We start from the raw sequence: 25972 nt of genomic DNA, 5'->3' as shown, positions 1-25972 counted from the left end.
ACTCCCTTCCGAAGTTGTCTTCCGAGGCATGCGCAGCCTGACGCGGGCCGCTCACACGGCACGCACACGGCGCTCACACGGCGGGATTTGAGGACCCGAGGGTGCGCACGCGAAGATTGGGAGATGGACGGGGATGCGCCGCTTCGCGTCACGCTGCTCGGCGCCTTTCAGGCGTCTCGCGGCGACGCCGTCCTGCCCGTTCCGGGTGCCCGGTTGCAGGGCCTGCTCGTACGGCTGGCGCTCGCCGGCGGACGCGCCGTCGAGCAGGGTGTCCTGGTCGACGCGATCTGGGCCGAGGACCTGCCCGCCGGTCCCGCCCACGCCCTCCAGGCCCTGGTCTCGCGGCTGCGCCGGGCCCTCGGCTCGGCCGGCGACGTCGCGCAGGTCGCCGGCGGCTACCGGCTCGCCATGGACCCGGCCGACGTGGACGCGCTGCGCTTCGAGCAGCTCGCCGCCGCCGGCCGTGACCGCCGGCGCGCCGGCGACGCGAATGCCGCGGCGGCCCTGCTGGCCGAGGCGGTGGCGCTGTGGGGCGGCCGTCCCGGCGTCGAGCCCGCTGCCGTCGCCGCGGTGGCGTCCGCCGCCGCGACCCGGCTGGCCCACGCCTCGGTCGAAGCCGTCGCCGACCTCGCCGACGCCGAGCTGGCCCTGGGCCGGGCCGACGCTGCCGCCGCCCGCCTGACCGCCCTGCTCGCCGAGCACCCGGTCCACGAGCGGGCGGCCGCGCTGCTCATGGACGCGCTCACCGCCCAGGGTCGCCAGGCCGAGGCCCTGGCCCGGTACGAGCGGGTCCGCGAAACCCTGGCCGACGTGCTCGGCGCCGACCCGGGCGCCGCGCTGCGCGAGCGTCACCTGCGTCTGCTGCGCGCCGGGCCGCCCGCCGGCACCGCGACGAGTACGGCGACGACGCCTGGATGATCGATCTCGCCTCGGTCACCGAGCCGGCCAAGGTCGGCACGGCCGTGCTCGCCGGGATCGGGCTGCGCAGCGGCGCGATGTTCGAGGCCCGGACGCGGGTCGAGGGCTCCGACCTGGACGTGCTCGTCGAGCAGCTCGGCAGCCGGGAGAGCCTGCTGCTGGTCGACAACTGCGAGCACCTGATCGACGCCGTGGCCCACCTGGTCGCGGCCCTGCTGTCACGATGCTCCGCGCTGCGCGTGCTGGCCACCAGCCGCGAACCCCTCGCGGTCGACGGCGAGGCGCTGGTGCCGCTCGGCCCGCTCGCGCTGCCCGAGCCGGACGACGGCGTCGAGCAGGCCCGGCGGGCGGCGTCGGTACGCCTGTTCACCGAGCGGGCCGCGGCCGTGCGCCCGGGTTTCGAGGTGGACGAGACGACGTTGCCCGAGGTCCGGCGGGTGGTCCGCGGCCTGGACGGGATGCCGCTGGCGCTGGAGCTGGCCGCGGCCCGGCTGCGCACGCTGTCGCTGCCCGAGCTGGCCGACGGGCTGTCCGACCGGTTCCGGCTGCTCACCACCGGCAGCCGCACCGCGCTGCCCCGGCACCGCACGCTGGGCGCGGTCATCGCCTGGAGCTGGCAGCTGCTGAGCGAGCACGAGCGCACGGTCGCCGAACGCGTCTCGATCCTGCCCGGCGGCGTCACGCCGGCCTCGGCCGCCGCGGTCTGCGCCGGAACCGCGGTGCCGGCGGCCGAGATCCCCGAGCTGCTCGCGAGTCTGGTCGACCGGTCGCTGCTGCAGCTCGCGCCCGATCCGGGCCGCTACCGCATGCTGGAGACGCTGCGCGAGTACGGCACCGACCGCCTGTCCGAGGCGGGCGACCTCGGCGCCGTACGCGACCTGGCCGCCGGCCACTTCACCGAGCTCATGGCCCGGTACGATCCGCAGCTGCGCGGCCCCGGACAACTGGCGGCCCTGCACGTCGTCGGCGCCGAGTACGACAACGCGCTGGCCGCCCTGCGCCGGCGGTGCGACACCGGCGACGCCCCCGGCGCCGTCACGCTCGCCCTGAGCCTGACCTGGTACTGGCAGATGTTCGGCCGGCACCGCGACGCGGCCTACTGGCTGGGCGAGGCACTGGCGGTGCCCCACGGGGAGCCGACGCCCGAGCGCGACTGCGCCCAGGCGATCCACCTGTCCAACCGGGTCGACACCCGGCCGGGGACGACCGCCGAAGAAGCCGCGGACGACCGGGCGCGGATACGCGAGCTGACCAACCGGCTGCTCGCCTACCCGGAGCTGCCCGGCCCATATGGCGCCTACGCGCTCACGCTCGCGTTCCTTCAGGAGGAGAAGACCGCGCTGGCGATCGTCGAGCGCCTGGCCGACGGCGACGACGTGTGGCTGTCCGGGCTGGCGCGCATGTTCCGGGCCCGGCTCGCCGAGAACGCGGGCGAGCTCGACACGACGCGCACCGACGTGGAAGCGGCCCTGGCCCGCTTCCGGCAGGTCGGCGACCGCTGGGGCCAGGCCACCGCGCTGCCGATGCGCGCCCAGCTGCGGCAGTACGACGGCGACCTCGACGGCGCGCTGGCCGACCTGCGCGAGGCCCGGTCGCTGGCCGCCGAGTTCGGTTCGCTCAGCCTCGGCGACCAGGTGATCAGCGACCTGCGCTTGATCGACCTGCACCTGCGGCGCGGCGACACCGTCCCGGCGATGGCGATGATCGAGTCGGCCCGCGAGCGGGCGCGGCGGGCGACCTCGAAGGAGTTGCCGGCGCTGTTCGACGCCTGGGAGGCCGGCTTCCGGGTGCGGCTCGGCGACCTCGACCGGGCGCGGGCCCTGCTGGACGACGCGGAACGGGATCTCGACGACGGCACCACGTTCGCCGGTGACCACGTGCGGACGCTGGTCGGCAGCGCACGGGCCTCGCTCTGCCTGGAGACGGGCGACCTGGCCGGCGCGGAGAAGGCGCTGGAGAAGGCGTACGCGGCGGCGTCGGAGACCCGGGACCTGCCGATCCTGTCGCTGGTGGCGGTGAACGCCGCCGCGTACGCCGAGGCGCGCGGACGGCACCACGAGTCGGCCGTCCTGCTCGGCGCCGCGTCCCGGCTGCGCGGCGCGCACGACCGCACCGATCGGCAGGTTCGCGAGCTCACCCGGCGAGGGCGGGCCGCGCTGGGCGAGGACGCCTTCGCCGCGGCGTACGGGAAGGGCTGGCACCTGGACGGGAAGACGGCCGCGATCGAAGCCGACCCGGCCCGCCTGGCCTGAACGGATCCCCGGCCCGAAAGGCGTACCCCTTCGAGGGGGGTCAGCCGCGAGGACGGCGGGCCAGGCGCTCGGTGTGAGCCGAGCGGGCCGCGGGGCGGTCCGCCGGGTGCGACTCCTCCTGGGCCAGGCCGTTGAGCGTGGCACGGACCACGCGCCCGGTCTGGAGCTCGACCGCGTGCGGGTCGTCGAAGTGGATCAGGCCGTCGGCCAGCAGCACGGCCAGCCCGTGCAGCGCGGCCCACACCACGAACTCCGCCCCCTCGCGGGCGGCCCCCGGCAGGCCGCCGGCGTCGGCGAGCCGGTCGAGCTCCGCGGTGAGGACGTCGTGCGGGTGGGGGGAGATGGCGGAGTCGGGGGCGGTGGCGCCGCCGCGCAGCACGAGCCGGGCGACGGCCGGGTCGTCGAGCGACCAGCTCACATAGCCGCGCCCCAGGGCGATCAGCCGCCGCTGCGGGTCGTCGGCCTGGCCGGGCGCTCGTTCGCAGTCGTGCCGCAGACGCTCCCCGAGCCAGGCGAGCGTGCGCTCGGACAGGGCGCGCACCAGCGTGTCGCGGGAGGCGAAGTGGTGGTAGGCGGCGCTGGGGCTGACGCCGACGCGGGCCGAGGCCTCGCGCAGGGACCAGCCGTCGACGCCGCGCTCGCGTACGAGAGCCTCGGCGGCGTCCAGCAGCGCGCTGCGCAGGTCGCCGTGGTGGTATCGCCCTTTCGCCATCGCCCGATCTTAACACTGATCAGATCTCTGCTACGCTCGCCAGCATCTCAACACTGTTCAGATTGGAGCCGGATCATGTACCCCGCCGATGTGACGCCGAACGCGTCCCCCGACCTGAGCGACCTTCCCGACGTCCGGACCAGCCCGCCGCCGATCGTGCGCGGCGAGCCCGTCGAGGTGTCCGACGGCGTGTACGTCATCCCCGACAACCGCGTCGAGCTCGTCCCGAACATCGGCATCGTCGTGGGCGAGCACTCCGCGCTGGTCATCGACACCGGCATGGGCCGCCGCAACGGCGCCCACGTCCTGGAGCAGGCCCGGCGCCTGGCGGGCGACCGGCGCCTGTACCTGACCGTCACGCACTTCCACCCCGAGCACGGGTTCGGGGCGCAGGCGTTCAAGGGGGCCGCGACGATCGTCTACAACGCCTCCCAGCGCGCGGAGCTGCACCGCAAGGGCGCCGCCTACGTCGAGATGTTCAAGGGTCTGAGCGCCGCCGCGGCGGCCGAGCTCGAAGGCGTGGAACTCGTCGATCCCGACCTGGTCTACGAAGGTCAGGCCGAGATCGACCTGGGTGGGCGCACGGCGACGCTGCTGGCGGTCGGGCCGGCGCACACGGGCTCCGACCAGGTCGTCGTCATCGACGACCGGGTGTTGTTCGGCGGCGACCTGATGGAGACCCGCGTCTTCCCGATCGCGCCGTACTTCCCGCCGTACGACGTGGACGTGGACGGCCCCGGATGGATCGGCGTGCTCGACGATCTGATCGCCCGCGACCCCGAGGTCGTCGTGCCCGGCCATGGGGAGGTGGCCGGCGTCTCCCTGATCCGCGACGTCCGCGACTACCTCGACTACGTGTACGCGGAGGCCGCACGCCTGCACGCGGCCGGACTCTCCGCCGACGAGACGGCCGCGAAGATCGACGAACAGGCCCGCGCCCGCTGGACCACCTGGGAACGCCCCGAGTGGATCACCCTGGCCGCCCGCGCCTTCTACGCGGGTATACACACGGCCTGAACGGCCGCGGCATCATTCGACCTGGCGGCTTCTCCGTCGGCACGCGGTCAGGAGGGATACGGGACATGCGGAAAGAGCGACGCCGGATCCACGAGTTGTCCATCGCGCGGGAGCAAGGTGAGCAGGACGCGCGGGTCATGTGGTTGTTGCCGTTCCAGCAGCGCACGCCGTACGAGGAGCCGCTCTTCGCGTGCTCCACGTCGCAGAGAGCGGTGGACCCGCACGCCCCCGTCGCCCTTTACGAGAGCCAGGAAGTCCATCTGACGGAACGGGACCCCTCGAACGCTTCCGAGCACATCTCCATCTTCGACACGCGGTGGCAGGTGCCGTCCACGTTCGTGTGGCACTGCCGCCCGTCGCCGGAATGGTTCCCGCCGATTTTCGAGACGCGACAGTCGACATTGTGCGACCTGTACGTCGCCTCCGCCGAGAAGGTGGAACTCGGGTGGAACGCGGACCTGCTCCTGCGCGTGCCGGTGCGTCCCGGATCGGACGGCCCCGAACCGGCGCCCACCCTCCTCACACCGGAGTCGTCCCACCATCGACCGTTGCCGGTCGAGCGGTCGGGCGTCACCCATCTGGCGGCCGACCAGGGCGATCTCGACCGGTGGCAGGAGGCCGCCGTCGCATACCTCACCGAACTCAACGAGGTGGTCAGGCAGGTCAGCCACGCATGGTGCGACTATGGCCATCGCATCGCACTGTCGTCCCGGCGGACGCGGAGACGCTTCGAGCGATGGCGGTCGACACTGATGGACGGGCATGACCGTTTGGCACGCGCCTCCGACCGGTACCGGCCGGTGCACGACGAGGTGCGCGCCCAGATCGAGGAGACGTCGAGAACGCATCTGCGGATGGGCGCGCAGTTCTCCCGGCTGTTCAGGTGGCAGCAGCGGGAAGCGTGGTATCTGACGCCCTCCGGACCGGAGGAGTTCCGCATCGCACGAACGGACGAGGCGGGTCCCGCCCCGACCGGCCGACCGGTGAGCCTTCAGCACGTCATCGAAGCGGCGAAGGAGAAACGCCGCGACCTGCACCGGGTGGACTGGCATCCGGACTCGGTCCACGCCGCCGACGGGGAGCTGGCGGCCATCACCGCGCGGCTGCCGCCTTCCGGCACGACCCCACGGGGGCTGCCGATGGCCCCTGCGCCTTCTCCGTCGCTTTTCGCCCTGGTCGAGGACTGGTTCAGGCTTGAGGTGAAGGACCTGAGCGACCCCGCCGAACTCGAACGGGACCGCGCGCGACACGCCGAATGGGAGGAGGAGCGGGCCAGGTCGGCCCCGCAGCGTTCCTCCTCGACGTCCTCGGGCGGCAGCTACCCGACTTACCCGGGCGGCGGCGACTTCGGCGGGTTCGGGGGATTCACCGTTCATACCTGACGTCGCGTCGTCGCACGCGGCATGCGACGAGCTCGCCGCGCAGTCCGGCGCCGCCGGCGGGGCGGGGCTACTGCACGGTGAGGACCAGTTTCCCCCTGGTGTGGCCGGTCTCGCCGAGTGCGTGGGCCTTCGCCGCGTCCGCCAGTTCGAAGGTGCCGGCGATCTCCGCGCGCAACCGGCCGTCGGCCACGAGCCGGGCGATGGCCAGCATCCCGGCGTGGTCGTCCTGCACCAGCATGACCTCCGCCCGCACGCCGAGGCGGGCCGCTTCCCGGGCGAGCGCCCGGGTGCCGTCGTCGAGGCGCAGGGAGACCAGGAGACCGCCAGCGCGCAGGCTGCGCAGAGAGCCCATGGCGTGATCGCTGCCCTGGGCGTCCAGGACGACGTCGGCGTCGCGGACGGCCTCGGCGAGGTCCGTGGTGCGGTAGTCGTGGACCTCGTCGGCGCCCACGACGCGCAGGAAGTCGTGGTTGGGGGCGCCGGCGGTGCCGATCACGTACGCCCCGCGGGCCTTGGCGATCTGCACGGCGAGGTGGCCGACCCCGCCGGCGGCCGCGTGGATCAGCACCCGCCACCCGGCCTCGACGCGCGCGGTGTCCACGAGGGCCTGCCAGGCGGTGAGGGCGGCCAGCGGCAAGGCGCCGGCCTGCACGTGGTCGACGGCCGCGGGCTTGGGCGCGAAGGCGCGCGCGGGGCCGGTGACGTATTCGGCGTGCGAACCGGCTCCGTGCGGGTACGGCAGCATGCCGAACACCTCGTCACCCGGCTTGAAGAGGGTGACCCCGAGCCCGGTGGCCTCGACCACCCCGGAGACGTCCCAGCCGAGGACGAACGGCGGCTCGCCGAGCATGAGGCCGGGGACGGCGCGGTGTTTCCAGTCGGTCGGGTTGACGCCGGCGGCGCGTACCCGCACCGCACCGGGGCGTTCGCGCTCGCGGCGGCGGGGCTGCTCGACGGCCGCCGGGTCACGACGCACTGGAACCAGGCGGCCCGGTTCAGCGCGTTGTTCCCCCAGGTGACCCTCGACGCGGAGGTGCTCTTCGTCGACGACGGCGACATCCTCACCTCGGCCGGCGCCGTGTCCGGTGTGGACGTCTGCCTGCACCTCATACGCAAGGACCACGGCAGCCGGCTGGCCAACCACGTCGCGCGCCGATGCGTCGTGCCGCCGTGGCGGGACGGCGGCCAGGCGCAGTACATCGAACAGCCCGTGCCCGAGCCGTCCGCGGCGGGGACCTCCGCGACGCGGGAATGGGCGCTCGAACGGCTGGCCGAGCCGCTGACGCTGACCGACCTCGCCGCACACGCCCGGATGAGCCTGCGCACGTTCGCCCGCCGCTTCCAGGACGAGGCCGGGATCAGTCCGGGGCGGTGGCTGACCCAGCAGCGGGTCGGCCGGGCCCGGGAGCTCCTGGAGTCCAGCGACCTGCCCGTCGAACTGGTCGCCCACCAGGTGGGCTTCGCCACCGCCGCGTCTTTGCGTCAGCATCTGCACGCCGCGATCGGGGTCTCGCCGCAGGCGTACCGCCACACCTTCCAGGCCGCCGCCGCGCCGGCTCAGGTGACGTCGCGCCGGAGCGTGACGAGCCCGGCGACCAGCACGACGACCGCCACGTAGCCGGCGAACAACAATCCCCCGCCCCAGGCGGGCAGCAGGGCCGCGGTGTCCGGTCGCAGGCCGCCGAGTGCCCTGGCCGCCCCCGTCGGAAGCCAGGGATAGACGCCGGGAGCCAGCCAGGTCAGGAGGTAGTCGCCGTACATGAAGATCAGGGCCGCCAGGACGACGGCGGCGAGCTGGTTCCTGATCAGCACGGCCAGCGCGACCCCGAACACCGCGTACCCGGCCGTGGCGAGCACCCCGCCCGCGAGGGACGGCAGCACGTCGGGGCCCGTCACCGGCAGTCCCCTGACGGCCAGCAGCGCCGCGCCCGCCGCGAGCGTGGTCAGCGCCGACACCATGGCCACCGCCAGGCCGACCAGGCCGTAGGCCAGCAGCTTCGCCGTCACCACGGCCCCTCTGCGTGGTGTGACGAGGAAGGACCAGCCGATGGTCTGATACCGGAACTCGCCGGACATGCCCAGCACGCCCAGGATCAGGGTGAAGACGTAGGCCTGCTGGGCCATGCCGTAGACGTTCCCCGGCGGCGGGGCCGGTGACGACATGGCGACGAGGGCCGTCCACGACACGCAGAACGCGGGGGCGATCGCGGCGAGGACCCAGGTGGCACGGTTCGCGCGGGCCCTCGACAGCTCCGCGCGGACGAGCCGCGCCGTCCGGCCGCCGGCCGGCGGGCCGAGGGGGGTCATCCGGTCACCTCCAGGTAGAGCTCCTCCAGGCCGGCCCCGGTCCTGAGCGGACCGCTCCACCGCAGGCGGCCGGCCGCGACGATCATCACGTGGTCGGCGATCTGCTCGACCTCGGCCAGCACGTGGCTGGAGAGCAGCACGCTGTTGCCGTCCATGGCGTACGCCCGCAGGAACCCGCGCAACCACCGGATGCCGGCCGGGTCGAGTCCGTTGGCCGGCTCGTCCAGGACGAGCAGCCCGGGTTCGCCGAGCAGCGCGGTGGCCAGGGCGAGCCGCTGCCGCATGCCCAGTGAGAACCCGCGCACCCTTCTGGGCCCGGCCTGCGCGAGGTCGACGAGTTCGAGCACCTGCCCGACCCGCGCCTCGTCGAGCCCGGCCGCGACGGCGACGGCCCTCAGGTGCGCCTGCGCGGTGAGGCCGGGATGGAAGCCGGTGGCCTCCAGCACCGCGCCGACCTGCCGGAGCGGCTGGTCGAGGTCGCGGTACGGCCGGCCGCCGACGGTCGCGCGGCCCGAGTCGGGGGTGACCAGGCCCAGGATCATGCGCAGTGTGGTCGTCTTGCCCGCCCCGTTGGGCCCGAGGAAGGCGGTGACGGCGCCGGGGGGAGTCTCGAAGGACAGGTCGTCGACGGCGGCGACCTTCCCGTACGACTTGCTGACGTGCTCGACGCGAATGACTGTCATGGCCGCCAGCCTCCGGCAACGGCCCCGGCGGACGCATGGGAGCACGGGTGGAACCCGACTCCACCCGTGGGCCGATGACCGCGGCCACGCGGGCGGCTAGCGTGAACTCGTGGTCCTCCCCCGCCGCCCGGTGATCCGCCTTCTCATCGCGCTGCTTCTGGTCTACCTCGCCTACGGCCCGGTCTTCCTGGTGCTCACCCGCCCGACCGCGGCCGCGGCCCTGCTCGTCCTGCCGCTGGCGGCGGCCCCTCTGGCCGCGTGCGTGTGGGCGCTGGCCGGGCGGTCCACGCGGCGCAACGCCTGGCTGTTGCTGACCACCGTGGCCGGCGGCCTGGTCATGCACCTGGTCGAGCCGTACAGCGGGGTCGGCTTCTGCTTCGTGACGGCCTTCGCCGCGCCCTTCCGGACCAGACCACGCGTCGCGATGGCGTTGACCACACTGATCATCGTCGGCATGCCGGGCGTGTCGTACCGTACCGGGCTCGACATGAACACGGCCTGGGGGATGACGGCGGGCCTGGCCTACTCCGCGGTGTTCGCGTTCCTGCTCGCCCACCAGTCCGCCACCAGGCGGCAGGCCGCCGCGCTCGACCGGGTCGAGCGCGCCGTCGGGCTGGCCCGGGCGAGCCTGGAGGAGACCCGCAGGGCGCTGGACATGCTGCGCGGCGAGGACCTGCCGTTGCGGGAGCGCCTCGAACGGCTGGCGGCGGAGTTCCAGGCCGCCACGGGGAGGGAGTGCGTCCTGTCGATCGAGGAGGGCGCCCAGGCCTTGGGCGCGGAGGCGCGGCTGGCCGTCGCCCGCACCGCCCAGGAGGCGCTGACCAACGTGCGCAAGCACGCGCCGGGGGCGTCGGTCGTGGTGACGCTGCGCCGGGTGGACCGGTCGAGCGAGCTGGAGGTGCGCGACCACGGCGGACAGCCGGGCCCGCCCGCGCCGGGCGGCGGCCACGGCCTGGTCGGCATGCGCGAACGGGCCGCGCTCATCGGCGGCACGCTCACCACCCACGCCCGGGAGGACGGGTTCACCGTGCTGCTGCGGGTGCCGTCATGAGCGTTCGGGTGCTGGTGGTCGACGACCAGACGGTGGTGCGCGAGGGGCTGGTGCTGCTGCTTGAGCTCGTGCCCCGGGTCCAGGTCGTCGGCACGGCCGGCGACGGCCTGCAGGCGGTGCGCATGGCGGCCGAACTGCTGCCCGACGTGGTGCTGATGGATCTACGGATGCCGCTGCTCGACGGCGTCGAGGCGACCCGCCGCATCCGTGCCGCGCGGCCCGCCACCGAGGTCGTGGTGTTGTCGACGTACTGCGACGACGAGCTGGTGTTCGCCGCCCTGAGCGCCGGCGCCCGGGGCTATCTCACCAAGGACACCGACGCCGAGTCCCTGGCCCAGGCCGTGTGCGGGGTGGCAGGGGGGCGGACGCCGTTCTCGCCGCGGGTACAGTGCGGGCCGGGCCCCGGCCCCATCGTTGCCGCCGCCGATCGGCGTGGGGGCGGCTCCCGTCCCCTCCCCGACGGGCTGACCCAGCGGGAGGGCGGGGTGCTGGAGCTGATCGCGGCAGGCTGCTCCAACGCCGAGATCGCGGCCCGCCTGTTCATCTCCGAGGCCACCGTGAAGAGCCACATCAACAACTTGTTCGCCAAGATCGGCGTACGCGACCGGGCCCAGGCGGTCACCTACGCCTTCAGGAACGGCCTGGCGCCCCGCGAGTGAGCTGCGCCGGCGTTTCGGATGTGTCGTTATCGAGTTTTCGCTCATCGCGTCACTTAACCGGCGTCGAGGGGCATAGTAATTTGCTCGAATGCCTCAATCACGTGGTAGGCGACGGCCGGTCATCGTACGATGGCTGGCCGTCCTCGTCATCGCCGCCGGCATCCCGGCGGGAACGGGCTCATCAACCGCGTACGCGTCGGTCACGCAACCGCCGCCGAACGCCGTCATCGTCTGGGACCGCAACGCCCAGACCGCCATCTGGGACGTCGCCGGCCAGCAACCGCAGGTCCAGGCCCGCAGCTTCGCCATGGTCCACGGAGCCGTCTACGACGCGGTGAACGCGATCGCCGGCACCCCTTACCAGCCGTACCTGACCGCTCCCCGGGCCGACGGCGGGGAGTCGGCGGAGGCCGCCGTCGCCACCGCCGCCTTCCGCGTGCTGAACAAGCTCTTCCCGGCCCAGCAGGCACGACTGACGACCCAGTACGACGAATACCTGGCCACGATTGCCGACGGCCGCGCGAAACGACGCGGCATCGCCGTGGGCGACCAGGCGGCGGCCGCGATGATCGCCGCCAGGGAGAACGACGGGGCGTTCGGCGACCAGACCTGGCCCACCGGCACCGAGCCCGGCCGGTGGCGGCCGACGCCGCCCACGAACGCCTCGGACGGGGCCTGGGTCGGCGAACTCAAGCCGTTCCTCATCCCCAGCGCGTCCATGTTCCGCACGTCGGGCCCGCCCGCGCTCACCAGCGCCCGCTACGCCAGGGACTTCAACGAGCTCAAGCGGATCGGCGCGGCCGGCAGCACGGTCAGGACGCAGGACCAGACGGAGGCCGCGATCTACTGGCACGACCGGCGCCTGGCCGAATGGGAGATCAAACGCCAGCTCGCCACGACGCGGCGGCTGAACACCCTTCAGGCGGCCCGGATGTTCGCGATGGTCGACCTGTCCGAGGCCGACGCCACGACCGCCTGTTACAACGAGAAGGCGGCGTGGGCCTTCTGGCGGCCGATCACCGCGATCCGCCTGGCCGACACCGACGGCAACCCCGCCACCGTGGCCGACCCGGACTGGACGCCGCTGCTCGTCACCCCGCCGCACCCCGACTACACCTCCGGGCACACCTGCTTCACGGCGGCCAGCATGTCGGCGCTGACCGCCTTCTTCGGCAGGGACGACATCCCCTTCAGCGGCCACAGCGCCGATTCGGGCACGACCAGGAACTTCCGCGGCTTCTCCCACGCCCTGGCCGAGGTCGTCGAGGCCCGCATCTGGGGCGGCATCCACACCCGTACGGCGGACGTGCAGGGCGCCAGGATCGGCGCCCAGGTCACCGCCTACATGGTCAGGCACTACTTCCGGCCGAAACGGTGAGACCGGGCAAGCGACCCGATTTGCACTGAGACAGCCGCCCGGGTCATCGACCTCCCGCACGACGGTCGGTCACCGGGCGGCGGTCACAGAACGGCGGTGTCGAGCGGGATCGGGCGGAACATCTGCGGCTCGTCCTCGGGGGTCAACGCCGTCGGACCGAAGATCCAGTCGACGAACGAGTAGTCGAGGACGTCGCGGTCCCGCAGCAGGGCGTTGCGCTGCAGCCTGGCAAGGCCGTCGAGGTGCCACAAGGCGCCCCACGCCCGCGCGGTGGTCACCACGCGGCGGCAGTGCTCGGGCCGTACCGCCTGGTAGGCGGCGAGCGTCCGGTCCCAGTCCACGTCCGGGCCGCCCTCGGCGCGCTGGGCGGCGACGTGCTCGCCGAGCACCCAGCCGTCCTCGATCGCCATGATCGCGCCCTGTGCCATGTACTGCAGGGGCGGGTGCGCGGCGTCACCGAGCAGCGCGATGCGGCCGGTGACCCAGGTCATGATCGGGTCGCGGTCGAACATCCGCCACCAGCGGTCGCGCCACATCAGCGGCAACCCCTTCTGGACCTGGTCGCAGGTGCCCGCGAACGCCGCGTCCAGCTCGTCGGGGGTTCCCCAGTCGTCCTCGCCGGCCAGCGCCTTGGGCGACTCGAACACCGCGACCTGGTTGAACGTCCGCGCGCCCCGCAGGGGGTACTGCACGAAGTGGCAGCGCGGGCCGATGTACACCACGACGTCCTTGTCGTGGACGTCGTTGCCGGCCACCTGCTCGTACGGCACGGCGCAGCGGTAGGCGACGTACCCGGAGCTCACCGGCTCGTCCTGAACCAGCAGTTCGCGGGCGACCGAGTGCAGCCCGTCGGCGGCGATCACCACGTCCGCCTCGTCCGCGCGGCCGTCGGCGAAGCGCACGCGGGCGCCGCCGTCGAGGTTGCCGTACCACGTGCAGCGGGCGTCGGTGAGCAGCTCGACGCCCGCGCGTTCGCAGGCGCGCAGCAGGATGCCGTGCAGGTCGCTGCGGTGCATCACCAGGTACGGGTAGCCGTAGCGGCGTTCGACGTCGCGGAGGTCGAGCCGGGTCAGCTCGCCGGCGTCCACGGCGTCCTTCATGACCATGGTCTCGGGCAGCACGCCGAGGGCGGCCGCCTCCTCCAGCAGCCCGAAACGGTCCAGGATGCGGGTGCAGTTCGGGGCGAGCTGGAGTCCCGCGCCGACCTCGCCGAACGCGGAGGCCGCCTCGTACACCCTGACCCGCAGCCCCTGGCGGACCAGGGCGAGCGCGGCGGACAGGCCGCCGATGCCGCCCCCGACGACGATCACGTCGGCGCGGGTGGAGGGGAAGCTGTCCATGGGGTCCTCTTTCGTCACAGCCATGGAGGCAGGGTCGGTGGGGGGCCGCCGTCGGCGGCGGTCACGCCGCTCGCCGGGCGTCCGGCCAGGTAGGCGGTCACGTCGGCCAGCGATCCCCGGACGTCGGGCACGGCGTCGTGGCCCCGCTTGGCGCGGATGTCGTCCCGCAGCTCCCGCAGGAAGTCGCCGGGCAGGTCGGCGAAGGTGAGCCCGGTCGCGAGGTCCACCGCGTGCACCATGACCTCCCGGGCGCGCATCCACGGGGTCTCGCTCGCCGGCACGGTCCGCCCCTGGGCGGTCACCACCTCGGCCCGCCACGCCTGCTCGGGCAGTGCCGCCATCGCGGCGGCCAGGGTCGCGGCGGACTCGGTGAACCACCGGGTCAGCTCGCCGGCGCCGAGCAGGGCGCCTCGTTCGATCCCGGCGGCGCGCTCCTGCGGCGAGGCGTACATCGGGCTCTCCTCGCCGGTGCGCGCCCACCGGACCAGGTTGCCGATCGCCTCGGCGTTCGCCGCCAGGTGGGCCACGACGTGCCTGCGCGTCCAGCCCGGCAGAGCCGACGCGGCGCCGTACTCCTCCTCCGACAGGCCGGCGATCGCCGAGGCGCACAGCGCGGTCCCGGCGTCGGCCCAGGCGAGCGTGGCGGCCAGGTCGCGCGGCATCAGTCGCCCTCTCGCACGACGCGGTTCTCCAGCCTGCCCAGCGACTCGATCTCGGTCACGACGACCTCGCCGCCCTTCAGGAAGACCGGAGGCTTGCGCGCGTGGCCGACGCCGCCCGGCGTGCCGGTCGCGATCACGTCGCCCGGGTTGAGCCGGACGATCGTCGAGACGTAGCGGACCAGGGCGACCGGGTCGAAGAGCAGGTCGCCGGTGTTGTCCGACTGCATCACCTGGCCGTCGACCTCGCATCGGATGTCGAGCGCCGGACGCGGGCCGGTCTCGTCCGCGGTGACGAGGAACGGGCCGAGCGGGGTGGTGGAGTCCCAGTTCTTGCCCTGCAGCCATTCCCGGGTCCGGAACTGCCAGTCCCGGCAGGTGATGTCGTTGAGCACGGTGAACCCGGCGATCGCGGCGACCGCCTGCTCCTCGTCCGCGCGGCGCGTCTGCCGGCCGATGACGACGGCGAGCTCGGCCTCCCAGTCGAACTGCCCGGTCTCGGCCGGACGCCGGATCTCGTCCGTGGCGCCGATGAGGGTGTCGGCGAACTTGGAGAAGAGCGTCGGGTACTCGGGCAGGTCGCGGCCCATCTCCTTGATGTGGTTCTGGTAGTTCAGCCCGACGCAGACGACCTTGCTCGGCCGCGGCACGACCGGGGCGAGGTCGGCTCCGTCCAGCGCGTGCCGGGGGCCGTCGGCGGTCGCGGCGGCGTGGAGACCGCCGGGCGCGGCCAGCACCGCGCCGACGTCGGGCAGGCCCACCTCGACGAGCTGGTCTCCCTCGACGCGGACGGCGGCGGTGCGGTGGTCGTCCAGACGGACGGTGGCGAGCTTCATCGGCCGCCCTCCTCGGTGTGGCTGCGGAACAGGTTGAGTTTGGTGAAGATCGGGGCGTCGCTGAACTGGAACAGGTCGAGCGCGCCGGAGTCGGAGTCGGAGCCCGACGCCTCCGAGCGGATCGACAGCGGCTGCCAGGACGGCACGACGAAGAGGTCCCCGCGGGTGACCTGCCAGGACACGTCGCCGACGGTGACCCGGCCGGACCCGTCGAAGACCTGGTAGACCGACGAGCCGGTCTCCCGGTACGGCGCGGTCTCCACGCCCGGCACGATCCGGTGGAACTGCGCCCGGATCGTCGGGAGCACGTCGCCCGCGGTCGTCGGGTCGGTGTAGCGGACCAGGGCGTGGCCGGATTCGATCGTGCCGGGGTGTCCCTCCCGCTCCAGCGCGAGCTGGTCGGCCAGCGCGGCGTCGGTGTCGGTCCAGCGGTAGCAGAGCAGGGGCGTGCCCTCGTGCCGTCGCCGCTGCGAGACCGGCGCCAGGCCGGGGTGTCCCCACAGGCGTTGCGAGCGGGAGCGGTCGGGGGTGGCGTGCTCCTCCTCGCTGAGGGTGTCCCGGCCGAAGTCGAAGAACTGCGCCTCGACGCCGTACTGGAAGGGGATGTCGAGACCGTCGATCCAGGCCATCGGGGTGTCGGCCGCGTTGTGGTGGGCGTGCCAGTGCAGGCCGGGCTGGGGCAGGAAGTCGCCCCTGCGCATCGGCACCGGGTCGCGCTCGACCACCGTCCACACCCCCTCGCCCTCGACGACGAAGCGGAAGGCGTTCTGGGTGTGCCGGTGCTCGGGGGCGTTCTCGCCCGGCATCAGGTACTGGATCGCGGCCCACAGGGTCGGCGTCGCGTAGGGCTTGCCGCCCAGGCTCGGGTTGGCCAGCGCGATCGCCCGGCGCTCGCCGCCGCGGCCGACCGGGACCAGTTCCCCGGCGCGGCCGGCGAGGCCGAGCAGCGTGTTCCAGTCCCACCGGTGCGGCTGCGCGCTGGAGCGCGGGTGCGGCGGCATCAGGTCGCCGATCTCGGTCCACAACGGGACGAGCAGCGCCTCTTCGAAGCCTCGGTAGAGGTCCTCCAGGTCGGGGCTGAGGGAGGGCTGGTCCGGCCGGTCCACAGCGGCGAGCCTGACCGGCGACCTGCCTGCGTTCACATGGGGCATGGCCCCGACTATCCGTGGAGATGACGGATCCGGAAAAGAGGATTCTGCAGGACGGAATCTTGTGCGAGGATCGGTCCCATGGCGAAGCCCATGAAGACCCCGCCCGCCTACGCGCCGAGCAGCGTCGACCATGCCCTCCAGCTCGCGCAGATCCTCCAGCTCGACGGCGTGGTGACGGTCTCGGCCGCGGCCGAGCGCCTGGGCGTGGCCCGCTCGACGGCCCACCGGCTGCTGACCGCGCTGGTGTACCGCGATTTCGCGGTGCAGAACGAAGACCGCAGCTACCGGGTGGGCCCCGTCCTGGCTCTGGCCGAGCGCGCCCGGTCCGACGTCGGCGCGCTGCGCGCGGCGGCCCTGGGGGCGATGCGGGCGCTGGTGGACCGCATCGACGAGACGGTGAACCTCAGCATCCGCACCGGCCGCAACGTGCGCTTCATCGCCTCGGTCGAGTGCGGGCAGGCGCTGCGGGTGGGCAGCCGCGAGGGGATGGTCTTCCCGGCCCACCAGGCCACCGGCGGCCTGGTGACGCTGGCGGCGCTGTCGGACGAGGAGCTGGAGCTCCTCTACGCCGCCGACGATCGCGGCGATCCGGCCGAGGAGCTGCCGGATCTTGTGCGGCTGCGGCGCGACCTGCGGTCCGTGCGGCGCAGCGGGGTCGCGCTCAACCTCGAACGCACCGAGCGGGGGGTGGTCGCCGTCGGATGCCCGGTGAAGGGCCGCGACGGCGCGACCTGGGCGGCGCTGTCGGTCTCGATGCCCAGCGTCCGCTACTCCCCCAAGCAGATCAAGCCGCTCGTCGCCGCGCTCACGGCGGCCGCGGACTCGATCACCCACGCCCTCTGAGCCCGTGCGCTTTCGGGGCGCCGGGTCACCGCAGGGTCCGCCGGGTCACCGGAGGAGGTCGCGGCGGCTGAGGGTGCTGGCGAGCGCGGCCGCCGCCGCGCGTACCGCGGTGGCGTGGCCCTCGGGCCGGAACCTGCCGGTCGGCCCGGCCACGCTGATCGCGGCCAGCGGCTCGTCGCCGCGGCCCAGCACCGGCGCGGCGACGCACAGCAGCCCGACGGCCGACTCCTCCGCCTCGAACGCGACGCCGGTCTCCGCGACGCGCCGCAACTGGCCGCGCAGGATGCTCGGCGCGACGACGGTGTGCGGGGTACGTCGTTCGAGCGGGCCGGTCAGCACGTCGCGCCGCAGGCCGGGGTCGGCGTAGGCGAGCAGCGCCTTGCCGATCGCGGTGCAGTGGAGCGGCATCCGGCCGCCGGTGCGCGAGGGGGCCCTGGCCTGGCGGTGGCCGCCGATCTTGGCCACGTAGACGACGTCGTGGCCTTCCCGCACCCCGAGGTGGACGGTCTCGTGGGTGCGTTCGTAGAGGTCCTGGAGGAACGGCATCGCCAGTTCGAGCAGGCTGCGCTCCAGCGAGGCGAGCATGCCGAGCTCGAACAGGCCGCCACTGAGCCGGTAGCCGCCGTCGGCGCGGTCGAGCAGCCGGTTGGCGACCAGGTCTCCGGCCAGCCGGTGGACGGTCGCCTTGTGCAGGCCGGTACGCCGCACCAGCTCGGCGAGCCCGACGACCCGGTCCTCGGGCCGGAAGGCGCGCAGGATCGTCACCGCCTTGCCCAGCACGGTGTCGAGATCCGCCCTTTCCGTCACCCGCACAGCGTATCGCTGAGCGAGACGATGTGCTGGTTGCGGTGCCGTCCTGCCTGCACAGTGGGGGTATGAACGAAACCATCGGAGCGGCAGCCGCCGGGCCGTCCGACATAGCCGCCGCGGCCGGGCGGCTCACGCGGGCGGCCGCGTCTGGCGTGCCGTGCGCTCCCGTGCGGGATCTGATCGGCCGTGACGACCTGGCCGCCGCGTACGCCGTGCAGGCCGCGCTCACCGCGGCCCGCCTCGCCGCCGGCGCCAGGATCACCGGCCGCAAGATCGGCCTGACGTCCGAGGCGGTGCAACGGCAGCTCGGCGTCGACCAGCCGGACTTCGGCGTCCTGTTCGAGGACATGGCCTACGCCGACGGCGCCGTGATCCCGGCCGGACGGGTCCTCCAGCCGAGGGCGGAGGCGGAGATCGCGTTCGTGCTCGGCTCCGACCTGGCCGACGGCCCCCTCGACGCCCGGCAGGTCCGCGACGCCGTCGTGTACGGCGTCGCCGCGCTGGAGATCTGCGGCAGCCGGATCGCCGGATGGGACATCTCCTTCGGCGACACGGTCGCCGACAACGCCTCCGCGGGCGCCTACGTGCTCGGGACCGAGCGCCGCACCCTGGAGGAGTTCGAGCCGGTGGACGTCGTGATGTCCATGAGCATCGGCGGCCAGGAGGTCTCCACCGGCACCGGCGCGGCCTGTCTGGGCGACCCGATCGAGGCGGTCGTGTGGCTGGCGCGCACCGCCCGCGACCTCGGCGAGCCGCTGCGCGCCGGGCAGGTCGTCCTGTCCGGCGCGCTCGGCCCCATGCGGCCGGTCACCGCCGGCGACACCGTCACCGCCACCCTGTCCGGCCTCGGCACGGTGACGGCCGGCTTCACCGAAGGAGCAGCATCATGAGCAGGACGAAGGTCGCGATCATCGGCTCGGGCAACATCGGCACCGACCTGATGATCAAGGTTCTGCGCGGGGCCCGCCATCTGGAGATGGGGGCCATGGTCGGCATCGACGCCGCCTCGGACGGCCTGGCCCGCGCCGCCCGGCTCGGCGTCCCGACGACCCACGAGGGCGTGGACGGGCTGATCGCGCTGCCGGGCTTCGAGGAGATCGAGATCGTCTTCGACGCGACCTCGGCCAAGGCGCACGAGGTGAACGCCGCCCGGCTGACCCCGTTCGGGAAGCGGCTGATCGACCTGACCCCGGCGGCGATCGGCCCCTACGTCGTCCCCGCCGTCAACCTCGACGAGCACCTCGACGCGCCGAACGTGAACATGGTCACCTGCGGCGGTCAGGCCACGATCCCGATCGTCGCCGCCGTCAACCGGATGGCGCCCGTCGAGTACGCCGAGATCGTCGCGTCCATCGCGTCGAAGTCGGCCGGTCCGGGCACCCGGGCCAACATCGACGAGTTCACCGAGACCACCTCGGCCGCCATCGAGCAGATCGGCGGGGCGCGCCGCGGCAAGGCGATCATCATCCTCAACCCCGCCGACCCGCCGCTGATCATGCGGGACACGGTCCTGTGCCTCGTCGCCGCGCCGGACCCGGCCGCGCGCGAGGAGATCGGCCGGTCGGTGGAGAAGATGGTCGCCGACGTGGCCGCCTACGTGCCCGGCTACCGGCTCAAGCAGCAGGTGCAGATCACCGAGATCCCCGCCGACCAGCCGGTCGGGACGCTCCTGGCCGCCGGGGCCGCGCGGCCCACCCACCAGGTGTCGGTCTTCCTCGAAGTCGAGGGGGCCGCGCACTACCTTCCGGCCTACGCCGGCAACCTCGACATCATGACCTCCGCCGCCCTGCGGGTCGCGGAACGCATCGCGGCAGGGAAGGCGGACCTCTGATGGGCACCCCGATCTTCGTCCAGGACGTCACGCTTCGCGACGGCATGCACGCCGTCCGCCACCGGATCGGCCTGGAGGACGTCAAGCGCATCGTCACGGCGCTCGACCGGGCAGGCGTCGACGCGATCGAGGTCGCGCACGGCGACGGCCTGGCCGGCGGCTCGCTCAACTACGGCCCCGGCTCGCACACGGACTGGGAGTGGATCGAGGCGGCGGCGTCGGTGCTGGTCAACGCCCGCCTCACCACGCTGCTGCTGCCCGGGGTGGGCACCGTCCACGAGCTGAAGCGCGCCCACGAGCTCGGCGTGCGATCCGTCCGGGTGGCCACGCACTGCACCGAGGCCGACATCTCCGCCCAGCACATCGCCGCGGCGCGCGAGATCGGCATGGACGTGTCCGGCTTCCTGATGCTCTCCCACATGGCCCCGCCGGAGGAGCTGGCCCGGCAGGCCAAACTCATGGAGTCGTACGGCGCCCACTGTGTCTACGTCACCGACTCCGGCGGCCGGCTCACCATGAACGACGTGGCCGCGCGGGTGCGGGCGTACCGCGACGTCCTCGACCCGGGGACGGAGATCGGCATCCACGCCCACGAGAACCTCTCGCTGTCGGTCGCCAACTCCGTCGTCGCGGTCGAGAACGGCGTGCGCCGGGTGGACGCCTCACTGGCCGGTCACGGCGCCGGGGCGGGGAACTGCCCGCTGGAGGCGTTCATCGCGGTCGCGGACCTGTCGGACTTCGAGCACCGGTGCGACCTGTTCCAGCTCCAGGACGCCGCCGACGACATCGTCCGCCCGTTGCAGGACCGTCCGGTGCGGGTCGACCGGGAGACCCTCACGCTGGGGTACGCCGGCGTCTACTCGTCCTTCCTCCGCCACGCCGAGTCGGCCGCCGCGCGGTACGGCGTGGACGTCCGCGACATCCTCATGGAGTGCGGTCGCCGCCGGCTGGTCGGCGGGCAGGAGGACATGATCGTCGACATCGCCCTCACGCTCGTCGCCGAGCGCGACCAGCGGTCCGCCTGACGCTCGCGCCCGGCCGCCCGGGGAGACCTCAGCGGCCGGGCAGCAGTGCCTGGCCCATCGCCACGATGGCGTCGGCGAGTTGCTCCATGAACTCCGCGATCGGCTTGCCGTCCCCGGACTGGAGGGAGACGAACGCGCCGTCGAAGCCGGCCATGCCGAAGTGGGCGAGGGCGTCCGCGACCGCGTTCGCGGCGTCCTCCCCCTCCCCGGCGAACGACGACCAGATCATGTGCCGCATGAGGTCGCGGCCCTCTTCGCGGACCTCGATCACGGTCTGCGTCGCCTCCGGCGCCTCGGCGGCCTCGTTGCTCATCACCAGCACGAGCAGCAGGCGCAGGAACTCCTCCCGGTGCACGAAGACCTCGCCGGTCCTGCGCAGGTACCAGCCCAGCCGCTCGCGGGGGGTGCCGCCGGGCGGCGGGTCGCGGTGGGCGTCGCGCATGGCGCCGAAGAAGCCCTGCGCCCCCTGGGCCATGACGGCCGACAGCAGCCCCGCCTTGGACTCGAAGTGGTGGTAGAAGGCGCTCTTGGGCAGGCCCGTCTCCTTGACGAGCGTCGAGATCGACGTGCCGGCGTAGCCGCGTACGGACATCACCCGGGCGGCCGCGTCGAGGATCTCCTGCCGGGACCGGCGGCCGCGGCTGTTTCCGGCCTGCGCCACCTGCGTGCTCTTCTCCACCTGCCGAAGTCTAGGGACCCCGGGAGGGAGGCTCGTCCATCCGCCGGTCAGGGCCGGATCAGAAGTCGTTCGGGCCACCTCTTGACACGTTGCCGCAGGTCGTTGTTAGTCTCCTCACAATTGGACCGAACGTTTGGTCCAAAAGTGCCGCATCGAGCATGTGCGGCCGAGAACGGAGTCAGCGCATGACCGACAGCTACGACGCGGACGTCGCGATCATCGGGTACGGCCCGACCGGCGTGATCGCCGCCCTCACCCTGGCCAGGTACGGCGTGTCCGCCGTCGCCCTGGAACGTGACACGGACATCTACCCCCGGGCACGGGCCGTGACCGTCAACGACTGGACGATGCGGATCTTCCAGGACCTCGGCATCGACGAGCGGATCGAGAAGAAGATCGATCCCCAGCGGGCCCTGCGCTGGGTCACCTACGACGGCCGGGAGATCATGCGGATCGAGCATCCGCCCCCGACCCTGGGCCGCAAGGCGCGCTTCTACAACATCTACCAGCCGACCATGGAGACCGAGCTGCGCGCGGCCGCGCAGGACCACGGCGACCGCATCACCGTCCACTACGGCACCGAGGTCACCGGCGTCGCCCAGGACGCCGACGGCGTCACCGTCACCTCGACCGACACCGCGACCGGCCGCACGCGCACCACCCGCGCCCGCTACGCGATCGCCGCCGACGGCGGCGGCAGCACGACCCGCGGCGAGCTGGGCTGCCGCCTGGTGGGCGACACCAACGACGTCACCTGGGTCGTCATCGACTGCCGCGTCAAGCGCTGGTGGCCCGACCGCGACTTCCTGACCTTCTGGTCCGACAAGGAGCGGCCGGTCGTCGACATCGCACTGTCCGCCGGCAACCACCGCTGGGAGATCCCCCTCAAGCCGGACGAGACCCCCGCGAACTACCCGACCAGCGCCGAGGTCTGGCCGCTGCTGAAGGCCCTGGGCGTCACCGAGGACGACGTCGAGATCCACCGGCACGCCTTCTACAAGCACCACGTCCGGATGTGCGACACCTGGCGCACGGGCCGGGTGTTCCTGGCCGGGGACGCGGCCCACCTGATGCCGCCGTGGGCCGGCGCCGGCATGCAGTCCGGCATGCGCGACGCCCACAACCTGGGCTGGAAGCTCGCTCGCGTGCTCAAGGGCGAGCTGCCCGACAGCTGGCTGGACACCTACGAGGCCGAACGGCGTCCGAACACCGCCTTCTACACCGGGCTCGCGGTCCAGCTCGGACGGGTCATCAAACAGGAGCTGTCGGAGGAGGAGCAGGCCGCGATGAACGCGGTCCCGCAGGACACGGTCACCCCGTACGAGCCGCCGCTCACCGCGCCGCCGGTGCTGGCGGGCGGATGGATCAGGGGACCGCTGGGCGACGCCAGCATCGTCGGCCGCATGGTCCCCCAGCCGGTCGCCGGTGACACCACCGGCCGGATGGCGCGGCTGGACGACCTGCTCGGCGACGGGTTCGTGCTGCTCGGCGACGACGTCGACCCCGCGACGCTGCTGACGGCGCAGGAGAAGGCCGGCTGGGACGCGCTCGGCGCGCGCTACCTCGCCGTACGGCCGAAGACCGCCTACACGCAGGGCCCGGACGAGCTGGTCGACCTCGACGAGGTCCTGCTGCCGTGGCTGCGCAGGTACGGCGTCCGCGCCGTGGCGGTCCGTCCCGACAAGTTCGTCGCCGCGGCCGACGTCAGCGGCCTGGCCGTACCCGCCTGAATCGTCCACCTGAGAAGGAGAGGAAGACATGTCCGGAGTCAAGGAACTCGGTTACGTCGTCTACGAGGTCGGCGACCTGGCCGACTGGGAGCACTTCGCCGTCGAGCTGCTGGGGATGCAGGTCGGGGAGAAGATCGACGGCGGGTTCACCCTGCGCACCGACGAGAAGGCCCACCGCTGGATCGTCACCGGCGGCCCCGCCGACGACCTGGTGGCCACCGGCTACGAGGTCTCCGACGCCGCCGCGCTCGACGCGCTGGTCGAGAAGCTGCGCGCGGCCGGCGTCGAGGTCACCGAGGGCGACGACGCCCTGGCCGCGGCCCGCAAGGTGGAGCGCGTCCTCGTCACCGCCGACCCCATGGGCAACCGGGTCGAGCTGGTCACCGGGCTGGCCGACGCCGCCACGCCGTTCGAGTCGGCGAAGCTGCTCGGCGGGTTCGTGACGGGCGCCGGCGGCGCGGGCCACCAGGTCCTCCTGGCGCACGGCGTCGCGCGCGAGACCTACCTGCACTTCTACATCGACCTGCTCGGCTTCAAGATCAGCGACATCATCGTCGAGGAGCTGGCCCCCGGCGTGGTCGCCGACCTGATCTTCCTGCACTGCAACGGCCGCCACCACACCGTGGCCTTCGGCGAGCTGCCCTCGCCGAAGAAGAGCCACCACTTCATGGTCGAGGTGACCGACATCCGCGACGTCGGCCTGGCCTACGACCGCTGCATGGACGCCGGGCAGCCGTTCGAGATGACCCTCGGGATGCACCCGAACGACCACATGTTCAGCTTCTACGTCTTCACCCCCTCGGGCTTCAGCGTCGAGTACGGCTGGGGCGGGCTGATCATCGACGACGAGACGTGGGAGGTGAAGACGCTCGACAAGCTGCACAGCTGGGGCCACCGTCCCCCGGGCGTCGTCGCCGGGCTGCTGGCCGACGCGCCCACACCGAACGGGGAGGACCACTGATGGCACTCGACGCCAAGGACATCGCGCGCACCGTCCGCACCGCCGACTGGGAGCTGCGCTACTACGAGGCCGGCTCCGGCCATCCGGTCGTGCTGCTGCACGGCAGCGGACCGGGAGCGACGGGCTGGAGCAACTTCGCCGGCAACATCGAGGCGCTGGCCGAGCACTTCCACGTGTACGCCGTCGACATGCCCGGCTGGGGCGAGTCGGACCCGGCGACCGTCGACCGGCTCGACCACGTGGAGGCGGCGATCCAGTTCCTGGACGCCCTCGGCATCGACAAGGCCGCGTTCGTCGGCAACTCGATGGGCGGGCAGACCTCGCTGCGGCTGGCCACCGAGCACCCCGATCGCATCTCGCACCTGATCACCATGGGCCCGCCGGTCGGCCGGATCCCCACGCTCTTCGGCGCCGGCGACGGCCCGTCCGAGGGCCTGAAGGTGCTGATCGAGGCCTACCGGGACGCGAGCCCGGAGAACATGCGCCGGCTCGTCGAGATCATGGTCTACGACAAGGCCCGGTTCGCCACCCCCGAACTGTGCCAGGCGCGCTCGGACGCCGCCCTCGCCCGCCCCGACCATCTGCGCAACTACGTGGACGGCCTGCCGAAGGGCGCCCCGCTGCCGAAGTGGGTCAAGCCCGACCTGCTGCCCTCGATCCAGGTGCCGACCCTGCTCATCCACGGCCGCGACGACCGCGTCGTGTCGTTCGAGACCTCGCTGTACCTGCTGGCCAACATCCCGAACAGCCGGCTGGTGCTGCTCAACCGCTGCGGGCACTGGGCGATGATCGAGCACGCCGACGAGTTCAACCGGCTGGTCGCCGACTTCATCGCCAACAACTGACCGAAGGGCCCCAGGTCCGCAGGGCCGCGGAGGACGGATCCCACCGTGCTCCGCGGCACCGGCCGCTCCGAAGCCCTCGACCGCCGCCCCCCGGGTCTCACATCGTGGATCCTTCCGCGCACGCCGTGTCGCGTGCACCCGGGTGAGGGGCCCTCCGGGCTTCGAGGGCGTCCAGGATCAGGTCGAGGCCGTAGCCGAACTCGCCGGTGTAGTCGTAGCCCGGACGCAGGGCGTGGTCGCGGATCATCTCGGCGAGGTACGGCAGCTCCTCCGCCGGCAGCCGCCGCAGGATGCCGCCGGCCACTTCCTCGACATCGTCCGGCGTCGTCACCGGCAGGCTCGCCTCCTGCAGGACGAACCCGTAGACGTAGCTGTCGACGAGCGAGACGGCGTGCGCGGCCATCGCCAGCGTGAACCCCACCTCCCGCAGGACGCCCAGGACGGCGTCGTGATGGCGCAGCGTCGCCGGTCCCGGATCGCGCCGGGAGTCCATGAGCCCGAGAGCCCAGCTGTGCTGCGACAGGACCGCGCGTGCGGAGAAGGCACGCGTACGGATCGCATCGCGCCAATCGCCGCGTTCGGCCGCGGGCAGCTCGATCGCCGCGAACACCGTGTCGACCACGCCGTCGAGGATGGCGTCCTTGTTCGGCACGTGGTGGTAGAGCGACATCGCCTCCACGCCCAGTTCCTGTGCCACCCGGCGCATCGTGATCGCCTCCACGCCGCCGCGATCCGCGACCCGGATCGCGGCTTCCAGCACGAGGCCTCTGCTGAGCGGTTGCGGTGGTGGCGGCACGACGGCTCCGGAGTGTGAGCGGGTTGACAGCCTTACGAGCGTAAGCCAACCTTACACCCGTAAGCAGCCTTACTGGCGTAAGGCTGTCTGGGTTCGCGTCCACCGGA

25 protein-coding genes and 1 pseudogene are annotated in these 25972 nt (G+C 72.9%); 15 read left to right on the top strand and 11 right to left on the bottom strand.

What is annotated here, in order from left to right; genetic code table 11:
• Window positions 1-123 precede the first annotated feature (123 nt).
• Both ABZ815_RS25485 and ABZ815_RS25480 read left to right on the top strand, forming a co-directional pair.
• Window positions 124-918: a BTAD domain-containing putative transcriptional regulator gene (locus tag ABZ815_RS25485; RefSeq protein WP_357701981.1), complete on the top strand. Its 795-nt coding sequence runs from the start codon at window positions 124-126 to the stop codon at window positions 916-918.
• A complete protein-coding gene (locus tag ABZ815_RS25480; protein WP_357701979.1) occupies window positions 915-3170 on the top strand; it encodes a hypothetical protein in 2256 nt (751 codons plus the stop codon). The genes ABZ815_RS25485 and ABZ815_RS25480 overlap by 4 nt, the downstream gene beginning before the upstream one ends.
• 40 nt (window positions 3171-3210) lie before the next feature.
• Here the strand turns inward: ABZ815_RS25480 and ABZ815_RS25475 are convergent, their stop codons facing one another.
• A complete protein-coding gene (locus ABZ815_RS25475; RefSeq protein ID WP_357701977.1) occupies window positions 3211-3882 on the bottom strand; it encodes a TetR/AcrR family transcriptional regulator in 672 nt (223 codons plus the stop codon).
• Between the two features lie 75 nt (window positions 3883-3957).
• Between ABZ815_RS25475 and ABZ815_RS25470 the strand changes: the two genes are divergently transcribed.
• Both ABZ815_RS25470 and ABZ815_RS25465 read left to right on the top strand, forming a co-directional pair.
• Window positions 3958-4899: an MBL fold metallo-hydrolase gene (locus tag ABZ815_RS25470; RefSeq protein WP_357701976.1), complete on the top strand. Its 942-nt coding sequence runs from the start codon at window positions 3958-3960 to the stop codon at window positions 4897-4899.
• Between the two features lie 65 nt (window positions 4900-4964).
• The gene (locus tag ABZ815_RS25465) at window positions 4965-6281 is read left to right on the top strand and encodes a hypothetical protein (protein ID WP_357701974.1); all 1317 of its coding nucleotides are present in this window, start codon (window positions 4965-4967) and stop codon (window positions 6279-6281) included.
• Window positions 6282-6348: 67 nt separating this feature from the next.
• Here ABZ815_RS25465 and ABZ815_RS25460 read toward each other — a convergent pair whose 3' ends face one another.
• The gene (locus ABZ815_RS25460) at window positions 6349-7194 is read right to left on the bottom strand and encodes an NADP-dependent oxidoreductase (protein ID WP_357701972.1); all 846 of its coding nucleotides are present in this window, start codon (window positions 7192-7194) and stop codon (window positions 6349-6351) included.
• Window positions 7195-7197: 3 nt separating this feature from the next.
• Here ABZ815_RS25460 and ABZ815_RS25455 point away from each other — a divergent pair.
• A pseudogene (locus ABZ815_RS25455) lies at window positions 7198-7899 on the top strand (helix-turn-helix domain-containing protein); the annotation flags it as partial.
• Here ABZ815_RS25455 and ABZ815_RS25450 read toward each other — a convergent pair.
• Both ABZ815_RS25450 and ABZ815_RS25445 read right to left on the bottom strand, forming a co-directional pair.
• Window positions 7839-8588, bottom strand: coding sequence for an ABC transporter permease (locus tag ABZ815_RS25450; RefSeq protein ID WP_357701970.1), 750 nt, complete (start codon window positions 8586-8588; stop codon window positions 7839-7841). The pseudogene ABZ815_RS25455 and the gene ABZ815_RS25450 sit on opposite strands and share 61 nt — an antisense overlap.
• Window positions 8585-9271 (bottom strand): ATP-binding cassette domain-containing protein, encoded by a 687-nt coding sequence (locus ABZ815_RS25445; RefSeq protein WP_357701968.1) that lies wholly within the window; start codon window positions 9269-9271, stop codon window positions 8585-8587. The genes ABZ815_RS25450 and ABZ815_RS25445 overlap by 4 nt, the downstream gene beginning before the upstream one ends.
• Window positions 9272-9380: 109 nt before the next feature.
• Here ABZ815_RS25445 and ABZ815_RS25440 point away from each other — a divergent pair, with 109 nt between their 5' ends.
• The 3 genes from ABZ815_RS25440 (at window position 9381) to ABZ815_RS25430 (ending at window position 12359) form a co-directional block, all read left to right on the top strand.
• Complete coding sequence (locus ABZ815_RS25440) at window positions 9381-10322, top strand: hypothetical protein (protein WP_357701966.1); 942 nt, start codon at window positions 9381-9383, stop codon at window positions 10320-10322.
• Window positions 10319-10981 (top strand): response regulator transcription factor, encoded by a 663-nt coding sequence (locus ABZ815_RS25435; protein ID WP_357701963.1) that lies wholly within the window; start codon window positions 10319-10321, stop codon window positions 10979-10981. The genes ABZ815_RS25440 and ABZ815_RS25435 overlap by 4 nt, the downstream gene beginning before the upstream one ends.
• 88 nt (window positions 10982-11069) lie before the next feature.
• The gene (locus tag ABZ815_RS25430; protein ID WP_357701960.1) at window positions 11070-12359 is read left to right on the top strand and encodes a vanadium-dependent haloperoxidase; all 1290 of its coding nucleotides are present in this window, start codon (window positions 11070-11072) and stop codon (window positions 12357-12359) included.
• An 83-nt stretch (window positions 12360-12442) separates the two neighbouring features.
• Here the strand turns inward: ABZ815_RS25430 and ABZ815_RS25425 are convergent, their stop codons facing one another.
• From ABZ815_RS25425 to ABZ815_RS25410, 4 genes are read right to left on the bottom strand one after another with little or no spacing between them, the layout of a single operon-like run.
• A complete protein-coding gene (locus ABZ815_RS25425; RefSeq protein ID WP_357701958.1) occupies window positions 12443-13723 on the bottom strand; it encodes an FAD-dependent monooxygenase in 1281 nt (426 codons plus the stop codon).
• Window positions 13714-14361 (bottom strand): maleylpyruvate isomerase family mycothiol-dependent enzyme, encoded by a 648-nt coding sequence (locus ABZ815_RS25420; protein ID WP_357701955.1) that lies wholly within the window; start codon window positions 14359-14361, stop codon window positions 13714-13716. Before ABZ815_RS25420 ends, ABZ815_RS25425 begins: the two co-directional genes overlap by 10 nt.
• Entirely contained in the window at window positions 14361-15194 is an 834-nt protein-coding gene (locus tag ABZ815_RS25415; protein ID WP_357701953.1) for a fumarylacetoacetate hydrolase family protein, read from the bottom strand. The genes ABZ815_RS25420 and ABZ815_RS25415 overlap by 1 nt, the downstream gene beginning before the upstream one ends.
• Complete coding sequence (locus ABZ815_RS25410; protein ID WP_357701951.1) at window positions 15191-16345, bottom strand: cupin domain-containing protein; 1155 nt, start codon at window positions 16343-16345, stop codon at window positions 15191-15193. The genes ABZ815_RS25415 and ABZ815_RS25410 overlap by 4 nt, the downstream gene beginning before the upstream one ends.
• Window positions 16346-16423: 78 nt before the next feature.
• Here ABZ815_RS25410 and ABZ815_RS25405 point away from each other — a divergent pair, with 78 nt between their 5' ends.
• Window positions 16424-17188 (top strand): IclR family transcriptional regulator, encoded by a 765-nt coding sequence (locus ABZ815_RS25405; protein WP_357701949.1) that lies wholly within the window; start codon window positions 16424-16426, stop codon window positions 17186-17188.
• A gap of 45 nt (window positions 17189-17233) precedes the next feature.
• Here the strand turns inward: ABZ815_RS25405 and ABZ815_RS25400 are convergent, their stop codons facing one another.
• On the bottom strand, window positions 17234-17995 hold the full coding sequence (locus tag ABZ815_RS25400; protein WP_357701946.1) for an IclR family transcriptional regulator: 762 nt from the start codon (window positions 17993-17995) through the stop codon (window positions 17234-17236).
• Window positions 17996-18063: 68 nt separating this feature from the next.
• Between ABZ815_RS25400 and ABZ815_RS25395 the strand changes: the two genes are divergently transcribed.
• The 3 genes from ABZ815_RS25395 to dmpG are packed head-to-tail and all read left to right on the top strand — an operon-like array spanning window position 18064 to window position 20854.
• On the top strand, window positions 18064-18888 hold the full coding sequence (locus ABZ815_RS25395; protein ID WP_357701944.1) for a fumarylacetoacetate hydrolase family protein: 825 nt from the start codon (window positions 18064-18066) through the stop codon (window positions 18886-18888).
• Window positions 18885-19829: an acetaldehyde dehydrogenase (acetylating) gene (locus ABZ815_RS25390; RefSeq protein ID WP_357701942.1), complete on the top strand. Its 945-nt coding sequence runs from the start codon at window positions 18885-18887 to the stop codon at window positions 19827-19829. Before ABZ815_RS25395 ends, ABZ815_RS25390 begins: the two co-directional genes overlap by 4 nt.
• Window positions 19829-20854, top strand: coding sequence for a 4-hydroxy-2-oxovalerate aldolase (gene dmpG / locus ABZ815_RS25385; protein WP_357701939.1), 1026 nt, complete (start codon window positions 19829-19831; stop codon window positions 20852-20854). The genes ABZ815_RS25390 and dmpG overlap by 1 nt, the downstream gene beginning before the upstream one ends.
• A gap of 28 nt (window positions 20855-20882) precedes the next feature.
• On the opposite strand, the gene ABZ815_RS25380 is transcribed toward dmpG, so the two are convergent.
• Complete coding sequence (locus ABZ815_RS25380) at window positions 20883-21533, bottom strand: TetR/AcrR family transcriptional regulator (RefSeq protein ID WP_357701937.1); 651 nt, start codon at window positions 21531-21533, stop codon at window positions 20883-20885.
• 185 nt (window positions 21534-21718) lie between these two features.
• Here ABZ815_RS25380 and ABZ815_RS25375 point away from each other — a divergent pair, with 185 nt between their 5' ends.
• Genes ABZ815_RS25375 through ABZ815_RS25365 form a run of 3 tightly spaced genes read left to right on the top strand, consistent with a single transcriptional unit; the run spans window position 21719 to window position 25069 of the window.
• The gene (locus ABZ815_RS25375; protein ID WP_357701934.1) at window positions 21719-23263 is read left to right on the top strand and encodes a bifunctional 3-(3-hydroxy-phenyl)propionate/3-hydroxycinnamic acid hydroxylase; all 1545 of its coding nucleotides are present in this window, start codon (window positions 21719-21721) and stop codon (window positions 23261-23263) included.
• Window positions 23264-23291: 28 nt separating this feature from the next.
• Window positions 23292-24224 carry a VOC family protein gene (locus ABZ815_RS25370; protein WP_357701932.1) on the top strand — a complete coding sequence of 311 codons (933 nt, stop codon included), beginning with the start codon at window positions 23292-23294 and terminating at the stop codon, window positions 24222-24224.
• Window positions 24224-25069 (top strand): alpha/beta hydrolase, encoded by an 846-nt coding sequence (locus ABZ815_RS25365; RefSeq protein WP_357701930.1) that lies wholly within the window; start codon window positions 24224-24226, stop codon window positions 25067-25069. The genes ABZ815_RS25370 and ABZ815_RS25365 overlap by 1 nt, the downstream gene beginning before the upstream one ends.
• A gap of 97 nt (window positions 25070-25166) precedes the next feature.
• Here the strand turns inward: ABZ815_RS25365 and ABZ815_RS25360 are convergent, their stop codons facing one another.
• Window positions 25167-25829 (bottom strand): TetR/AcrR family transcriptional regulator, encoded by a 663-nt coding sequence (locus ABZ815_RS25360; RefSeq protein WP_357701928.1) that lies wholly within the window; start codon window positions 25827-25829, stop codon window positions 25167-25169.
• Between the last annotated feature and the right edge of the window lie 143 nt (window positions 25830-25972).

Source organism: Nonomuraea sp. NPDC047529 (assembly GCF_040642995.1).
Lineage (GTDB): Bacteria > Actinomycetota > Actinomycetes > Streptosporangiales > Streptosporangiaceae > Nonomuraea.
This window is presented reverse-complemented; position numbering and strand designations above follow the sequence as displayed.

Bases quoted from the DNA above. Each gene is read 5' to 3' on its own strand.
- ABZ815_RS25485 (WP_357701981.1), top strand. From the start codon at position 124: ATGGACGGGGATGCGCCGCTTCGCGTCACGCTGCTCGGCGCCTTTCAG.
- ABZ815_RS25480 (WP_357701979.1), top strand. From the start codon at position 915: ATGATCGATCTCGCCTCGGTCACCGAGCCGGCCAAGGTCGGCACGGCC.
- ABZ815_RS25475 (WP_357701977.1), bottom strand. From the start codon at position 3,882: ATGGCGAAAGGGCGATACCACCACGGCGACCTGCGCAGCGCGCTGCTG.
- ABZ815_RS25470 (WP_357701976.1), top strand. From the start codon at position 3,958: ATGTACCCCGCCGATGTGACGCCGAACGCGTCCCCCGACCTGAGCGAC.
- ABZ815_RS25465 (WP_357701974.1), top strand. From the start codon at position 4,965: ATGCGGAAAGAGCGACGCCGGATCCACGAGTTGTCCATCGCGCGGGAG.
- ABZ815_RS25450 (WP_357701970.1), bottom strand. From the start codon at position 8,588: ATGACCCCCCTCGGCCCGCCGGCCGGCGGCCGGACGGCGCGGCTCGTC.
- ABZ815_RS25445 (WP_357701968.1), bottom strand. From the start codon at position 9,271: ATGACAGTCATTCGCGTCGAGCACGTCAGCAAGTCGTACGGGAAGGTC.
- ABZ815_RS25435 (WP_357701963.1), top strand. From the start codon at position 10,319: ATGAGCGTTCGGGTGCTGGTGGTCGACGACCAGACGGTGGTGCGCGAG.
- ABZ815_RS25430 (WP_357701960.1), top strand. From the start codon at position 11,070: ATGCCTCAATCACGTGGTAGGCGACGGCCGGTCATCGTACGATGGCTG.
- ABZ815_RS25425 (WP_357701958.1), bottom strand. From the start codon at position 13,723: ATGGCTGTGACGAAAGAGGACCCCATGGACAGCTTCCCCTCCACCCGC.
- ABZ815_RS25420 (WP_357701955.1), bottom strand. From the start codon at position 14,361: ATGCCGCGCGACCTGGCCGCCACGCTCGCCTGGGCCGACGCCGGGACC.
- ABZ815_RS25415 (WP_357701953.1), bottom strand. From the start codon at position 15,194: ATGAAGCTCGCCACCGTCCGTCTGGACGACCACCGCACCGCCGCCGTC.
- ABZ815_RS25410 (WP_357701951.1), bottom strand. From the start codon at position 16,345: ATGCCCCATGTGAACGCAGGCAGGTCGCCGGTCAGGCTCGCCGCTGTG.
- ABZ815_RS25405 (WP_357701949.1), top strand. From the start codon at position 16,424: ATGGCGAAGCCCATGAAGACCCCGCCCGCCTACGCGCCGAGCAGCGTC.
- ABZ815_RS25395 (WP_357701944.1), top strand. From the start codon at position 18,064: ATGAACGAAACCATCGGAGCGGCAGCCGCCGGGCCGTCCGACATAGCC.
- ABZ815_RS25390 (WP_357701942.1), top strand. From the start codon at position 18,885: ATGAGCAGGACGAAGGTCGCGATCATCGGCTCGGGCAACATCGGCACC.
- dmpG (WP_357701939.1), top strand. From the start codon at position 19,829: ATGGGCACCCCGATCTTCGTCCAGGACGTCACGCTTCGCGACGGCATG.
- ABZ815_RS25375 (WP_357701934.1), top strand. From the start codon at position 21,719: ATGACCGACAGCTACGACGCGGACGTCGCGATCATCGGGTACGGCCCG.
- ABZ815_RS25370 (WP_357701932.1), top strand. From the start codon at position 23,292: ATGTCCGGAGTCAAGGAACTCGGTTACGTCGTCTACGAGGTCGGCGAC.
- ABZ815_RS25365 (WP_357701930.1), top strand. From the start codon at position 24,224: ATGGCACTCGACGCCAAGGACATCGCGCGCACCGTCCGCACCGCCGAC.